This window comes from Sporosarcina sp. SG10008 (assembly GCF_044569405.1).
Lineage (GTDB): Bacteria > Bacillota > Bacilli > Bacillales_A > Planococcaceae > Sporosarcina > Sporosarcina psychrophila.
Window position 1 is genome coordinate 2,867,953 of sequence record NZ_CP172607.1, and the last position, 15,915, is coordinate 2,883,867.

The 15,915-nt window shown below is 44.4% G+C and carries 9 protein-coding genes; 2 read left to right on the top strand and 7 right to left on the bottom strand.

Annotated features, from left to right (window positions below; translation table 11 throughout):
* Nucleotides 1–2: 2 nt before the first annotated feature.
* Nucleotides 3–869: a DegV family protein gene (locus ACGLYD_RS13820; RefSeq protein WP_187045532.1), complete on the top strand. Its 867-nt coding sequence runs from the start codon at nucleotides 3–5 to the stop codon at nucleotides 867–869.
* 14 nt (nucleotides 870–883) lie between these two features.
* A complete protein-coding gene (locus ACGLYD_RS13825; RefSeq protein ID WP_342538839.1) occupies nucleotides 884–2,209 on the top strand; it encodes a CoA-disulfide reductase in 1,326 nt (441 codons plus the stop codon).
* A gap of 145 nt (nucleotides 2,210–2,354) precedes the next feature.
* Here the strand turns inward: ACGLYD_RS13825 and ACGLYD_RS13830 are convergent, their stop codons facing one another.
* The 7 genes from ACGLYD_RS13830 to addB form a co-directional block, all read right to left on the bottom strand.
* Nucleotides 2,355–3,815, bottom strand: a complete 1,461-nt coding sequence (locus ACGLYD_RS13830) for an alpha-amylase family glycosyl hydrolase (RefSeq protein ID WP_342538840.1) — start codon at nucleotides 3,813–3,815, stop codon at nucleotides 2,355–2,357.
* A gap of 1,346 nt (nucleotides 3,816–5,161) precedes the next feature.
* On the bottom strand, nucleotides 5,162–5,293 hold the full coding sequence (locus tag ACGLYD_RS13835) for a hypothetical protein (protein ID WP_255428477.1): 132 nt from the start codon (nucleotides 5,291–5,293) through the stop codon (nucleotides 5,162–5,164).
* A gap of 54 nt (nucleotides 5,294–5,347) precedes the next feature.
* Nucleotides 5,348–5,722, bottom strand: coding sequence for a YisL family protein (locus tag ACGLYD_RS13840; protein WP_067211918.1), 375 nt, complete (start codon nucleotides 5,720–5,722; stop codon nucleotides 5,348–5,350).
* Between the two features lie 73 nt (nucleotides 5,723–5,795).
* Nucleotides 5,796–6,695 (bottom strand): fumarylacetoacetate hydrolase family protein, encoded by a 900-nt coding sequence (locus ACGLYD_RS13845; protein WP_067211921.1) that lies wholly within the window; start codon nucleotides 6,693–6,695, stop codon nucleotides 5,796–5,798.
* A gap of 43 nt (nucleotides 6,696–6,738) precedes the next feature.
* Nucleotides 6,739–7,935 (bottom strand): DUF418 domain-containing protein, encoded by a 1,197-nt coding sequence (locus tag ACGLYD_RS13850; RefSeq protein WP_342538841.1) that lies wholly within the window; start codon nucleotides 7,933–7,935, stop codon nucleotides 6,739–6,741.
* Nucleotides 7,936–7,937: 2 nt separating this feature from the next.
* Entirely contained in the window at nucleotides 7,938–11,645 is a 3,708-nt protein-coding gene (gene addA / locus ACGLYD_RS13855) for a helicase-exonuclease AddAB subunit AddA (protein ID WP_342539694.1), read from the bottom strand.
* Nucleotides 11,623–15,120, bottom strand: coding sequence for a helicase-exonuclease AddAB subunit AddB (addB, locus tag ACGLYD_RS13860; RefSeq protein WP_342538842.1), 3,498 nt, complete (start codon nucleotides 15,118–15,120; stop codon nucleotides 11,623–11,625). Before addB ends, addA begins: the two co-directional genes overlap by 23 nt.
* Nucleotides 15,121–15,915: the final 795 nt, after the last annotated feature.

Below are 15,915 nucleotides of genomic sequence, written 5' to 3' on the forward strand. Positions count from 1 at the left end.
ATATGAAAATATTTGCGGACAGTGCCAGTGATTTACCAAAGTCATTTTTCGAAGACAACGATGTAACGCTCTTCCCATTACGCGTCCTCATCGATGACAAAGAGTACGACGATATAATGACGATCGATTCAAAAGAAGTCTACCAAGCAATTCGCAACGGCAAGCAACCTAAAACATCACAAGTATCACCTGAACTGTTCCTTCGAAAGTGGAAGGAACTCGCATCATCAGGTGAAAGTGGGATTTACATCGCTTTTTCTTCAGAGTTATCCGGTACATTCGACACCGCAATCATGACCGGAGACCAAGCAAAAGAAACGAATCCAAAAATGAACCTTATTATTATCGATTCAAGATGCGCTTCGCTTGGTTACGGTCTTCTTGTAAAAGAAGCAGTTCGGCTACGCGATGCGGGAGAAGACGATGTTCGAACGATTGAGCGTAAAATCCGATACATGGCGGCACATATGGAGCACCTCTTCACCGTGCAAGACCTTGATTATATGGCACGCGGCGGTCGCGTATCTAAAACGAGTGCATTCATCGGCGGGCTGCTCAACATTAAGCCATTACTCCATGTCGAAAACGGCAAACTCGTTCCTATCGAAAAGCACCGTGGCCGCAAAAAAGTATTGCGCCGTATGGCTGATCTTATGGCGGAGCGCGGCGATAATTTAGCTGAACAGACAATTGCAATTTGCCATAGCGACGACGAAGGAATAGCACTCGAATTAAAAGCCATAATAGAAGAGTTATTTCATCCAAAAAATATCGAAATCCATATGATTGGATCTGTTATCGGTGCACATGTTGGTCCTGGTACAGTAGGCGTCTTTTTCCTGAATAAATTTAATCAGGAATTGATTTAAAGGAGGATTTGTTGATGAAAGTACTCATTGTCGGTGCAATCGCGGGTGGTTCCACTGTCGCCGCACAAATTAGACGCGCAGTTCCAGATTCTGAAATCATATTATTTGGACGTGATCCGGTACTTGGCTATGGGACATGCGGTATGCCATATGTCATCGGAGGATTAATCGAAGATAAATGGCAGCTAGTCGGCTCGTCTCCCGAAAAGTTCAGCGAGCAACGAGATATAACCGTCAAGTTAGGGCATGATGTACTGGCCATTAATCGGGAACAGAAAACGGTTGAAGTACGTAATATGGAAACAGATCATGTCTTTACAGAATCCTACGACAAACTTATTTTATCGCCCGGCGGAATCGCCCGTATACCTGACTTAAAAGGTCTCGGTGATTTGCCATTATTTACGCTGAAGAGCTTTGGGGATATGGAAGAAATCATCGACTATATAGAGCGTGAAAAACCGAAGTCGTGCGCTGTTATTGGAGGCGGATTCATCGGGATTGAACTTATTGAGAACTTCATCCATAGAGGATTACAAACGGCGCTTATTGATCGCAATGAACGCGTCATGACATTAATGGATCCTGAAATTTCACAAGTACTTGGCAAGGAAATGAAAGATAATAAGGTAGACTTTTACTTTGAAGATGCCATCGAACGCATTGAAGGCAAGCGCTTGATTATGAAAAATGGTGTGAACTTTGACGTTGACTTTATCGCGTCCAGTATAGGAATCGATCTTGATACGCAACTCGCGATTGAAGCTGATTTACATATCGGGCCGACGAAAGGGATCGTCGTCAACAGCTATATGCAGACAAATGATCCTGACATTTATGCAATTGGTGACGCGGCAGAATGCAAAGACTGGTTCACCGGTAAACCGAAAAACGTGAAACTCGCTTGGCCAGCGCATAGGCAATCATTCATCGTCGCACGCCATCTTGCCGGCAATCCAATCGAAATGAATGGGCTTCTCGGCACGACGATTACAAAATTGTTTGCGCTGACTGCAGCTATGACTGGCCATTCGGCGAAAAGTTTAACAGATGAAGGTATCAAGTTTGGCACGGCAGTCTATGAAGGCCGAACGAATGCAGGCTATTACCCTGACCATGGGCGTATTTTACTGCGTGTTCATTATGATGAACAATCCCGGCTCATCTTGGGTGCACAAGCGGTCGGTGACAAAGGAGTCGACAAACGAATTGACGTCATTGCAACTGCAATCATGGGCAAAATGACTGTCGATGACCTTGCAGCCCTTGAACTCGGCTACTCCCCACCCTATTCATCGCCGAAAGATCCCGTAAATATGATTGGTTATAAAGCGCGATAACAAGAAAAGCGTAAGGCGCCGTTTAGCCCCGAAAAGCGCTGGAAGGCTTGACGACAAAGGCGCTCTTTGCCTTTTCGGCAAGACTGAAGCTAGACATCAAAAAACACCAGCATCGGCAACTTTGCCGATGCTGGTGTTTTCTGTCTTACTTCGCCTTCGTTTCAGCTTTTCTATCTTTTCTGCCTTGACGTCCTTTTCTCCAAGCCATGAATAGGAATCCAAAGAACAGGACATAGATTAAAATCGATGCGATTAGATAAGGCGTATTGAATCCTTTGTCTTCATCAGCGATATAAATCTCTGCAACTTCACGTTCTAGTACGACGCGGTAAATTCCATCCTTACCTTCCCGTACCGAATCACCATCAAGTAGACCACGTAATTTTTTATTGTCCCCGATTACTTCTTTCGGAATTTCTACATTGGCTGTCTCAGTCGTATTATTAAGTGCAACAATCCATGTCTCTTTATCATTTGAAAGCTTATACACTGTAAATCCATTCTCATTGTGTAACATCTCAAAGTCACCGTTACGGAAAGCTTCTGATTGGTTGCGCAACTGGTTAAGGTCACCGATATGGTCAATTAACTCCTCATCGATCTTGAAATTCATGATTTGATGACTTTCAGGAGCAGATTCTCCATTTACCGCAATTTCGGTACCATAAGGCATAATCGGTACGCCTGGCATTGAAAATAGTGCCGTAATGGCTAGCTTCCACCGTGTCGGCGGGAACATTCTTGCTTCCACGATATCGTATGTAAAACGTGGTCCTGTTAATTCATCGAACTGGATTAATTCCTTTTCGGTTGCATTTGACACTATCGATAGCGGTGAAGAATCTACGTCATATTTAACGAATGAATTTCTCATTGCGTTCATTTTTTCGTTATTCGGAGCAGAATCGAAGTCAGCGTCACTTTCTTCATTCGTCAGTACATATGCTTTTGGTTTAACCGTTTTTACAGCTTGAATGATTTCATTCAAAAACGCCGTATCGATTTTATCAATCTTCGTTAAACGGATTCCATCCAACTTATACGTTTCCATGAAATCAACGATGGCTTCCTTCAATGCTTTTTGTGTTGCTGCATCCGAAGTATCCCAATCGATTGTTCCGTCAGCAATAGGAAGTACTTTGACAGTTCCCTCTTTTGCCCAAACATGATTCGAACTCACTCCCGCAAGTGGGAAGTCAGCAATCACGGACATATCCTGCTTATGAATTGCTTTAATCATCTTGCTAAATTCTTCTGAAGTCCCAAAATGCGGGTCAAGTTTCGCATAATCAAGCACTTTACTCCCATCATACGTTTCCGTTTCAAAGACGGGTCCAAGTGAAATAAGCGTGAAGCCCATTCGGACAATATGCTCAAGTCTCGTAGCGACACCTGTGAAGTCTCCTCCACTGAATGCCGTCAAATCTTTCGTATTTACGTCAAAGTCGTTCTTGCCATCGGCGTTATTAAACCGGTCCACAAGCAAATCATATATACTTTCATCCTCTATTGTTCTTTCCGTTTCTGCAAACACCCCTGCTGGAGATAGGGTAGATACCAGTAATAGAAAAGTTGCAATAAGTCCAAACCATTTATTCGCTTTCACAAAATTGCCTCCTCAATACGAGCTGTCACTCGTCATTTTACCAAACGCCGCCACATGTCGCCATTGTTTACGCCAAAAACCTCATCCTTCCCAATGAAATAGGTCGATATTGTGAATAAGGAAAAGCGCAAGGTGCCGTTTAGCCCCGAAAAGCGCTGGCCGACTAAATTCGCCACGTCCTGTGGCAACGTCGGCACTAGTACGTCCTGTACGTCGAAAGGCTTGATGATAAAGGCGCCCTTTGCCTTTTCAACAAGACTGAATTTAAAGGAAGGCAGTCTAAAGTCGCGACGTCCTGTCGCACCGACTGCATGCCCCACTTCGTGTGGGACCAGGGGCTGGCACCTGAAGTCTAGACAGCAACCTAAATTGAATAAGCTTATACATTATTAACTTTTCACGTCTGTTTTATTAACCATTTACTTGCGTATAAAGCAGGTAAATGGTTAATATCCATTTTTACTGGGTCATTTGCGGTTCGCTTTCGGCGAAATAATCACGACACATTTTCCGAGAGGCATGTGTGGCTAGAAGTGACTCCGTCACTTCTAGCCACACTTTTTTCGGTCATTCTGTTGTGAATAGTTGCCTATCGCGTACCTTCAATGTTCAAGTGAAAAATGCAGTTATGTTTGAATGAAAAAAATAGATGACTTTTTATAGAGATTGTAAGTGCCCGTAGATGCAATTTCGGGCACTCTTGCACTTTGTACAATGCGTTCCTTGCTTACTTCTAGAAAATATTATGTATGTAATCATGTGATAGTTTGTAGAAAGTAACACTTCTTTACTAGTAAAAAAAGAGAAAACCCTAAAGAAAGTTTCAACTAGGTAGATGCCCCTCTATTCTTTCGTACAAAAAAGCTTTTGCACTTTGTGTGAGGCCACTGAAAAAGTTCTTTTTATAGTAAGAAATAGTTGATTGTAGTGGAGAGCGGCGACTCCAGCGGGAACAGCGCGAGCTGAAGACCCCGCAGGAACGCAGTGACGAGGAGGCTGAAGCCGTGCCCGCGGAAAGCGTCCGCTCGGAACGGAAATCAACGGGATTGAAGGAAATTGGACTTTTTCAGTGGCCTCCTTTGTGTACTAATGCATTTGGAGCGCGACGGATGAATAAGCACCATACGATTACCGAAAAAATGTGTAGGGATGCGACGAAGTCGCATCCCTACACATCAAGACATCTCGGTAATCGTATAGAGGTCGTTCAATCCAAAGTAATCCAAATATACTGTACACGAAGCGCCTAGTGTTTGATTAAGTTATTTACTAGTTGTTTGGTTAATCAATAGACCTGTTATCAAAACGATAAAAAACACCCGCCAGCACAATCGCCAGCAGGTGTCTCATTCATCAAACAGTTCATCGTCATCAGTAGATGACCGCTTTTTGCGGGAAAACAGGATGACGGAAACAGCAAAAAATGCCATTAACATCAAAACAACGATAAGTAATATCGGTCCGATACTAGATTCCATCTTCATCCCCCGTTTGCGTAAACAACGCATTTTCAGTAATCATTCCCGTAAAGATTAAGCGAACCAAGTAATGCCAAATGGCAATTTAAATCCTAGGAACATCGTCGCCAATACGAAGACGAAAAATAGGATCCATACTACTTTGACACTCTTATTCTTCGCAGAACGGACGAGCACCATTTCCATCATACCAATTGTTAGAAGACCCAATAAGAATTTGACGCCATACAACGCGCCATCAAGCGATGAATATTCAAAGAATAGCGCCGCGCCTGTAATTACAATCAGCACGTAGAATAGACGTGCAATCATATGAAGAATTTTTCTGCCTTTTGACTCTGTGTCCATACTTGCAGCAACGAGGAATAAGATAATTCCAACAACCCATGTGAAAATATGAAGATGTGTAGCGTTTGTTAATACGTCCAAATTAGTCACCTCATTTAATTAGTAATACTAAATAATCGTATCACAATTGACTAATTCGCAAAAGGGAAACTGCTCAAACAAACTTATTTACGAGAGTTCCGATGCTTTCAATGGACACTTTTACAGTATCGCCTTGTTTTAAAAATGTCGGAGGTGTCATGCCTTTACCGACGCCAGCAGGTGTACCAGTCAAAATGACATCGCCTGGTTCAAGTGTCACATAACGTGATATTTCAGCAATCAGTTCGTCGATTTTGAAAATCATCGACGCTGTATTGCCATTTTGTCTCACTTCATCGTTCACTTTTGTCACAACTGATAAATTATGTGGATTCGGTATTTCATTTTTCGTCACAATATAAGGTCCCATTGGACACGATCCATCGAGACTTTTTCCTAAGAAGAACTGGCCATGTGCCGCTTGCACGTCACGCGCCGTCACATCGTTTGCAATGGTGTAACCGAAAATATAATCATAGGCCAATTGTTTCGGGATATTACGTCCTCCCTTGCTAATGACAACCGCAAGTTCCCCTTCATAATCAAGGCTATCCGTCACATCGGCATGGACTGAAACGTCTTGTTCATCCGCTGCAATAGCGGTTGGTGATTTCGTGAAAATCATCAACTTTTCAGGTGGTGCATCTGCGCCCATTTCCGCCGCATGGTCAGCGTAGTTTTTGCCTACACATAGGATATTTTTAGGCGTTCTCGGAATTGGCGAAAGCCATTCTATAGCAGTGAATGCATATTTGAATCGGTCCGAATTCTCATCCGACCGCGCCTGTTCAGCAAGTTTCCGTACTTTTTCAACGAAATCCAGACCAGATGCAATACCTTCCGTGATTGTTTGTGGAAAATCAGTATCCTCAAATGCTTCTGCAATCGCTAACATATCCCATACTGCATCTTCCTTCTTCACTTTAGGTCCAAATAACGTCCTGCCTTCGTAACGGAACGATAATAATTTCATCTGTCAGCCCATCCCTTCATTAGTAAAACCCTTATTCTGATTACTACGACAAAGGCCGATCCTTTTCCTCTTTATTCGGCAAATTCTTTCCGTATGTTCCTTTGCGCCACAACCACTCTAATGGACCCATGCGGAATTTCGACAGCCAAAGTTCAGCAATTAGAACTTGAATGATGAACACACCAACTGCAATACCCACTCCCGTTGCCAAGTCTACTTTGCCATACATGCCAAAACCGTAGGCGTAAAAAATAAGTGTCGCCACAATCGATTGCGTAATATACGTCGTCAACGACATCCTACCTACTTTTGAAATAGGACGGAATATCGCGCGGAAAAACGGTAGTTGATAGAGTAAGAGCAACAAACCTATATAACCAATTGCTAAAACAGGACCGCCGAATTGCTCTTGCAATACAAGTGCATCCATTGAAGGACCACTAGTATGTGGTATAGCTTTCATCCATATGCCCGCAGCAAGTGAAACAACAGTCACGACTGCGATGCCCACTTTCAATTCCGCGGCGCGCTCAATTACTTTCCATTTAGACAACCCTGCCCCAATCATAATGAGTGGCAATACGACGAAGATACCCAGTAACGAACTCGTCAATCCCAAAGTTAGCCATTCAGTAAAACGGAAGCTAAAGATTTCGCCATAACTACCGTAGGCATACGCTTCAAGCGAGCGTTCAATTTGATGAATATCTGCGTAGCCTTCCATTATTGCATTCGAATCCAATTTATTGAGAAAATAAGTGATTCCATAAATGATTCCCGAAGGCACAATATAGACGAAAGCAGCAATCGGTAACATCCACTTCTTCGGAATCCTAACACACGCAATCATCATAAAGCCCATTAACGCGTACGTAAACAAAATGTCACCCATCCAGATGAACAATACATGAAGTAAACCGAAGACGAGCAAAACGCCCATACGACGTGCCATGACTGGCGCAAATGACATCTTATTTGCCATTGATTTTTCATATTGCATATTTAAACCATAACCGAACAGCATGGCGAAAATCGGGTAAAAACTCGCTTCCACGAAGATATCAACCCATTTAAAGACCGCCATATCACTCGATGCACTAAACCATGAATACGGATCCATATACAAATACGGTGAATGGAATACGAGCATATTCGCGATGAATATCCCGAGTAATGCAAACCCGCGCAGCATATCGAGCGCCTCAATACGATTTCCAAGCGTTGTTGGTGTTAATTTCAATTTTATTCCCCCTGAATATTTATAGTCCTCTGTCCGTCAAATAAATAAAGGACCATCTCTTTAATGTCGATTCCCACAATTTCTTCAATCGCTTTCTTGTACAAGTTCAACTGGATGCCATACCGGACCTGCATTTCTGCGTCGACTTCTTCATCCGAACCAAAGCGTCCGCTGACTCGGTCAGTTTTATAATCTAGCAGGACCCAACCATCTTGCTCTTCGAATAAACAATCCGCGATCCCTTGCAATATTTGGTAATCCCCGTCGTTATCATCATAAGCGTACGTAAACGGCAATTCGCGCTCTACTTTCTCAGCTTTCATAAGCCGTTTCGCAATCGACGTTTTGAAAAAATGTGCAACCGTATTGGCATCGACTGCAATCGCTTCTTCTGTAGTCAGCAACTGGCGAACCGTCAAATCTGTTAGCAACTTCTCAACGTCAGTAACACTACTTTCTTTCTGGATATCGATATGCTGCATAATCGTATGCATCGCCGTCCCGACTTCCGCTGCAGATAGTGCCCGTGATTGCATAAAGGCTGGTCGATTATGGAGATATGCCGTACTGACATCCGCATTCGTAGACACAAACAAATCATCGTCCGCCTGTTGTTCTAGAATCGACAGCCGTTTCAACTCACTGACCGTCTGCTTAGACCGTTTTGTCACCGATGAAAGATGCGGATATGTCGCGTCAAACCTGCGTTTCACTTCCAACAACATCCCTGCGTCGACTTCTTCAATTGGAACGACATCCAATGATTTCACTGGTTCCTCATCGCTATCTCCAAGCTTACTAAATAATGCCGAAACAGGCAGCGCATCTATCTGCCAAACTGAGGCATCGATTACAGACTGACCTCCCGGGATACTTCCGAATTTCGCAAATGCCGGATGTCTCGCGACTGCTGGACCAATCCAGTCTAAATAACCGTTTGCACGTGACCTCGTATACTCAGGCAACATCAGGTCAGGGTCGATCAGCTGGGCATCTTGCCATTTGACAATCGACTTTTCAATATCTTTTACAGAAGCAATAATCTCAAGATGTTCTTTCGCCCGTGTCATAGCAACGTATAACACACGCATTTCTTCCGCACGCATTTCAAGTTCTTTCTTTTCCTTCATTGCAAGAAACGGCAATGATGTATAGGTAATCCGGTTGTCCGGATCAATCGCTTTCACTGCCAGACCAAAATGCTGATCGAACAAATACGGTTCATTGAAATCCATCTTATTGAATTTCCGACCTGCCCCTGCGATGAAAACGAAAGGAAACTCCAGTCCTTTTGATGAATGGACGGTCATGATACGGACAACGTTTTCCTTTTCAGTAAGCGAACGTGCGGCACCGAGATCATCGCCCCGTTTTCGCATACGGTCAACGAAACGTAGAAAACGGAACAGCCCACGGAACGACGTTTTTTCATAATCGATTGCCCGATCATGCAGCGCACGTAGATTGGCCTGGCGCTGTTTACCATTTGCCATTGCACCGACCATTTCGTAGTAATGTGTATCGGAATAGACTTGCCATATCAATTCGGACAACGAACCGCGTCGTGCCAAGTTACGCCAATCCTCGAACTGATTGAAAAACCGTTGCAATTTTTCCTGCGTTGCTGCTGCAACACCTGCTCCGCCTGTTGTAACGAAACGCTTCAACGCTTCAAAGAACGGCTCGCTTTTTCCGGCAAGACGAATTTGTGCCAATTCATTTTCCGTCATGCCGATAAACGGAGCACGGAGGACGGATGCAAGTGGAATATCCTGATAGGGATTATCTATGACACGCAATGTATTCAACATAATCATCACTTCTAACGCATCGAAATAACCGCGTTTTAGTTCAGCATAGATTGGAATTTCCGCTAGTTTAAATTCCTCTGCGATTTCACCTGACCAAGTCATTGAACGCATCAAAATAACAATATCTCTATATTCAAGTGGACGCTTTTTATCGCTAAATGCATCAGTTACTTCAGCGCCAGATGCGATCAGTTCACGAATTTTCTTAATCATAAATCGTGCTTCCGCCTGCGAACTCTTCAAGCTTTGGCCTGCTAATTCCGTTGCATCGTCTAACTCCTGCTCATCTTCCTCTTCTTCATAGAGCAACGTCAAACCAGCTGTTACGGCTTTTTCAGGATAGTTAGCGCCATATTTCAACGCCGCCGCATCATCGTATTCGATTTCTCCGACACGCGCGCCCATCACTTGTGAAAAGACGAAATTTGTCGCATCGAGCACTTCTTTACGACTTCTGAAGTTGGCATTCAAATCGATTTTCAAGCCTTGATGGCCATCCGTTGCCGTAAATCGATTGTATTTTCCAAGAAACAGCATCGGTTCAGCAAGACGGAAGCGGTAAATTGACTGTTTTACATCGCCAACCATGAACAGATTGCCATCCTCTTCCTCGCCGCGCTTAACGAGCTGGATAATCGTCTCCTGCAACATATTGACATCCTGGTACTCATCGACAAGAACTTCTGAAAAGCGATTTTTGTAGTCAACTGCGATATCAGAAGGCACCAGTTCTCCATCTTGAACATTCGATAAAATCCGTAGCGCATAATGCTCTAAATCCGAGAAATCGACAATCCCTCGGTCAATTTTCACTTGTTCGAAACGCCTTCCGAAGTCGATCACTAAGTCAATGAGCGTATGCATGGTCGGCGCCATCAAGCGAATTTCATCTAATAAACGGGCTGGTGTTCTCGTGAAATAAGATTCTTTCAACGTATTAATAATTTTCTTCACCGCATCACGCAGCGCTTTCGCTCGCTTTGCAAGTTCTTCATCACATGAATCTTTGCGGATTGTCCCCGCCTTTGCCCATTTGAGAGAGCCAAAAAATGCGTACATTTCTTCCCATGTACCATCCGTGATGCGTCGAATTGCTTCATTAATCCACATCAAATCTGCTTCAGCCGTAGCAGCAAGTGGTTCCGGTCCGTCCACCATCAGCGCAATATTTCGCATATCGACAGTTAACGCCGCCGCTTCTTCAAGCGTATGGAGAATGGCCGTTTTGAGCGGTTTGATAAATTCAAGATCATCGATAGAAGCTTGGTCACTAATCTCATATTGCATGGGAATTTCACGCAGCCATTGTTCGGGTACCGGGTGAACGCGGGAATAATCATACAAACGATCAATCAGTGTTTCGATGGACTGATCATTGCGGTCAGACGTAAAACTATCTGCCAGCCGGTACATTGCTTCCGGATTTTCCGCACTATAGGCATCCTCAAGTACAGCCCCAATTGTATCGTCACTTAAAAGCGCCGCTTCCGTACTATCCGCAATCCGGAATCCCGGGTCGATATCGATTAAATAAGCATATTGTCGAACGACATTCATACAAAATGAGTGCAGTGTAGAAATCTGTGCTTTGTTCAATAAATTCAACTGCCTGCGCAAGTGGACAGATTCCGGCCTTGCAGCAATCGCTTCTTCCAACGCTTCCGCCATCCTGTGTCGCATCTCTGCAGCAGAGGCATTGGTAAATGTCACAACGAGCAGTTCATCGACATCGATTGGATTATTTTCATCCAGTACTTTTTCAATCATTCGTGTGATTAACACTTTCGTTTTCCCCGAACCAGCGGCAGCGGAAACGAGAATATCTTTCCCTGTCGCCCAAATTGCTTTCCACTGGGCGTCCGTAAATGTTAGTCCCTCAGGTTTCACGGGTATGTGCATCATCCCCCACCTCCTTACGCATTTTATCGAGAGACAATTCTGGGTCCATTTCGGCATAAGACCGATGCTCTGCTGACGGATCTGTTTGATCGAACTGACAAACGGATCGATACGAACAAAACTCGCATGGCATTTTATTTTTTAATTTATAGGGATAGACGCGGGTATCTCCCGCAAGCATGGCATCTCCGGCTTTTTGATGGCGCGTTCTGACAAACGACCGCAACATCTGCAAATCATCGGATGACAATACTTTTGACGTTTTCGCAAAAGTTCCATCCGTTTTAATAGAGGCTGGCACGATTGAAGAGGATCTGCCAATATCAGCATCCATGCCGATGACAACTTCCTGATTATCGAGCAAATAGCCTCTCATCTTATAGGATTTCGCGATTTCCGCTTCAAGGAGTGCAGGTGTTAATTCGGAACCGGAGCGGATCATCGGGTTATGAATATGCATATACAAAATGCCCGCTGGATCCGCATGTATGCCGAGCCATTCGTCTGCATTTTCTAGCGCTACGTCAAGATAGGTCATCATTTGCAAGGACAAGCCGTAATAGACTTCTGTTAAATCAAGGCTTTTGGCGGATGATTTGTAATCGACAACACGGACATAGTTTTTACCGCCAATTTCGGTCGCATCGACACGGTCAATTCGGCCACGCAGTTTCATCGAATCACCACGGCGCAATGGAATTTCAAGCGCTGGCAGTTCTTCACCAGGTCCAAATCCTGCCTCAATGGCAACCGGTTTGAATACCGTCGATTTGGCCTGTGTACTCAGTGAATAAATTGTCCGCTGAATAATATGCATGAGCTTACGTTTAATATAAACATAACGATTCGTTGACAATAGTATTCGATTAAAGAAGTAAGGAGAAATATCTTCCACCGCTGCTCTCGCAAGCTTCCAACATTCTTCGCGCGTCAGCTCTGCCCACGACTTATCGAGACGCATTGTTTCATCTGACACCCATTTTAGAGCCGCGTGAAATAAATCCCCGATAGCCGGTGCTTCCAGCGTAAATTCCGTCCGTTCGCGCAAGCCAAGTCCAAACGACGCATAATGCTGGAACGGACAGCTGTAATAGGATTCAATCCGTGACACACTGGAAACAAATGATTCCCCGTATAGCCCTTCCGTTATTTCTGGACGCAGTCGTTCCGCCCCATTTTTCGCGTTCATCGGGCGGATGATATGACTGATGACAGACGACCAATACGGATCCTCGTCGTAATACGCCATCACTGCACGCCATTCAAGTTCCAACACACCCGACTGTTCCGCCTCTTTCAACTTCATTGATACATAAGGAAGTGCCGAACGCGGGTGGCTAATGTAATCGAATTGATTGGCTTCTAGCGGCAATTCAGACGGATCCGTGACCGCTATTTTAGTTTCAGTTCCTGGCAGCATTTGCGCAATTCTCGTAATATACAGCGACGGAATAAGTGCTTTCCCTTCCTCGTCTGCAACTGGATACGACACATATAATTTTTCGCGCGGTGCCGTAAATGCGCGATAGGCCATATACGTTTCATCCATCAATTTCATCTTCGACGTCGGAGCTAGTTCAAAGCCGATTTCCGAGAACCATTCACGGTCGGCATCCGACAGAAGCCCTTCATTGTCAACCCGCTTCGGCATGACGCCATCGTTCACCCCAAGGACAAATACAGCGTCAATTTCCATTAAGCTTGAAACTTCGACAGTCGACACCGTCACTTGGTCGAGCGACGGCGGAATGCGAGCAAATTCGAGTGAATCAAATCCTTCATCCAAAATCCGAGCTGCTTCTACAGCATCCATTTTTTTATCGCCGAACATAAGGACGAACTGATCTAGTACATTAATCCAGCCGTTCCAAGCTTGTTCATGTTCCGTTGCGCCAAGTAGTCGTCCTGCACGCTCTTCTTCCGCACGCAGATCGATGATTTTATCATAGACATTTAAGTTTTCCATGAATAAAAACAGCGCTTCCGCGACATCACGTCCCGTTTTGGACCGTTTCAAACGTTTTTCAAAATCAGTAAGCGGATCCCGAATTTCATCACGAATCACATGCAGTTCTTGCTCCATCGCGATTTCTTCGTCGGTTTGCACATTTGAATGCAATTCAAGACCGCGGTATTTTTTCACGCGCCAACGGCTGTCATCGAACCAACGCTGTCCGTAAATCCCATGTGCAAGAACATAGTTTTCGAGTCTATCTGCTCGATCACGCCATAATAACTTGGTTTCTCGGTGTGGGAAAAAGAGATCTGTTTTTACTGCGCGGAACACCGATTCATATGACCAACCCGTTGTCACCGCTTCTAACACCGAACGTGAAAACTCGATAAGCGGATGATGCAACATCGGTTTCTTCTGGCTGATGAACACCGGAATATCATAATGTGGAAAAATGGTCTCAATCAATTCATCATATTTTTCAGGCTGCCTGTACAAAATTGAAACGTCTTTGTAACGCTTGCCTGCAATCATTAACTCACGGATTGTACGCGCCACTGAGTGGATTTCCGCACGACGGTCCGCTGCTTCAATCAAGACCACATTGCCAGCTGACGGTTGTTGCTTCGCAGGATAGTGGTCGAATTCCGCTTCAAAATGTTTTAAGTCTTCATTTTGATAACGTGGCGAATTCGCCAAATGGACATCTTCCTCTACTTCCACCGATTCAGCACGTGCCAGTTCACGCAATTTGAGGGAGGTCCTTACGGGATTGAAAAATAATTCATGGTCCGCAAACCCTGTGAGAGCGCCTTCCATCGGCAACACAACTGTCAGTCGATTGGCGTGTTTCATCAGTTCCGTGACTATTTCATATTCCCGCGTCGTGAAATTTTCAAAACCGTCGATATAAATATCTGCCCCTTTTAACAGGTCTGAATGGGCAATTTGTGAAGCAAGTAGAGCCAAGTGTCCTTCACTATCGACATAAGTTGTACCCAGCTTTTCTTCAATTTTTGTCAGCAATAATGACAAGTCTTCCGCTTTGTCGAGCAAAGTGCGTGGTGCACCTGTTGAAGCTAGCGCATCATGGAGATTGCTCATCGTTTGGTGATCGAGACAATAGCGACTAAACTCTTTCAATAAGTCCCTAATTTGTTCCGTGAACCCACGTTTATTAGCCGCTTGTCGGAACAATTTGAACTGGTCCCGATTGTCTTCTAAAACGCTTCGTACAAGCATCCTGTACCCGAAACCATCTATTTCCTTACGCGTAATGCCGCCAGTTTCCTGCAATACACGCCACGCCAACCGCTTGAACGTCAATACTTGTGCACGGATAATCCCTTTTAATCCGAAATTAACGGACAAGCTATGCTCCATCGAAAACGACATCTGGTCAGGCACAATGACAATAACAGGCGCTCCCATTGGATCTCGTTCCAGTTCAGCAGCCATTTCCCGCTCAATGAACGTCGTCTTTCCAGCGCCCGATCTACCGGTTATGAAACGTAGTGACATTTTGCGTCCTCCTTTTTAATGAATGTAGGTTATTTATTTCTATCCTGGTTGAACATTTAGTGTAGAAGCGCGGCAACTAGGTTGATATAGATTTCCCATCATACCGCTCCGGCGCTTTGTGGTCTATGTAGAAAGCGCATTTCGTTATCTATCCTTGCAGAGAAAATTTATAAAAGTCCATTTGCAACGGATAGAATTAGAAATCCTACTAATACCGCTTCGGCGCTTTGTGGATGCCTCCCGCGATAAGCCAGAAAGAAGAACACTTTCAGTCTTATCGCTCCGGCTACCACGAAGACGCGCCTTCGCTGGGTGGTCTCGATCTTAGAAAGCGCATTTCATTGTCGGGGATAAGACCTAAAGTGCGTCTTTCTTCATTGAAATTAATATCAAATACTAATCACATTATAATTTCAGTCTATACTTTTTAAAATAAAAACTCCCCCGATAATGTACACTCTAGCGCAGGCGCGGCAAAGGGGTAGCCGTAGCCATGAGACTGGATGCGAAGCGCCAATCCAGGCTCATGGCTAGAGGCATCCCCAAAAAGCGCCAAGCGATCTACAATCCACACTCCGAACCGCTAAGCGATCTACAAAGCACACCCCGAATAACAACTCTCTCATTATTTCGCGCCACAGCAGATTCAACAGGATTCTTTAATTAAATATAACTAGTTAAAATTCCCTGTAACCCTTTCTTTCTATTGTACAGAAATAGTAGGACTTAGCATAACGATGTCTACGGCTTCTATTTATCAAAAAAACCCAACCTATTGAGCGGTTGGGCTGCTTC

Bases quoted from the DNA above. Each gene is read 5' to 3' on its own strand.
- ACGLYD_RS13845 (WP_067211921.1), bottom strand. From the start codon at position 6,695: ATGAAATTATTATCGTTCCGTTACGAAGGCAGGACGTTATTTGGACCT.
- ACGLYD_RS13820 (WP_187045532.1), top strand. From the start codon at position 3: ATGAAAATATTTGCGGACAGTGCCAGTGATTTACCAAAGTCATTTTTC.
- ACGLYD_RS13835 (WP_255428477.1), bottom strand. From the start codon at position 5,293: ATGGAATCTAGTATCGGACCGATATTACTTATCGTTGTTTTGATGTTA.
- ACGLYD_RS13825 (WP_342538839.1), top strand. From the start codon at position 884: ATGAAAGTACTCATTGTCGGTGCAATCGCGGGTGGTTCCACTGTCGCC.
- addA (WP_342539694.1), bottom strand. From the start codon at position 11,645: ATGCACATACCCGTGAAACCTGAGGGACTAACATTTACGGACGCCCAG.
- addB (WP_342538842.1), bottom strand. From the start codon at position 15,120: ATGTCACTACGTTTCATAACCGGTAGATCGGGCGCTGGAAAGACGACG.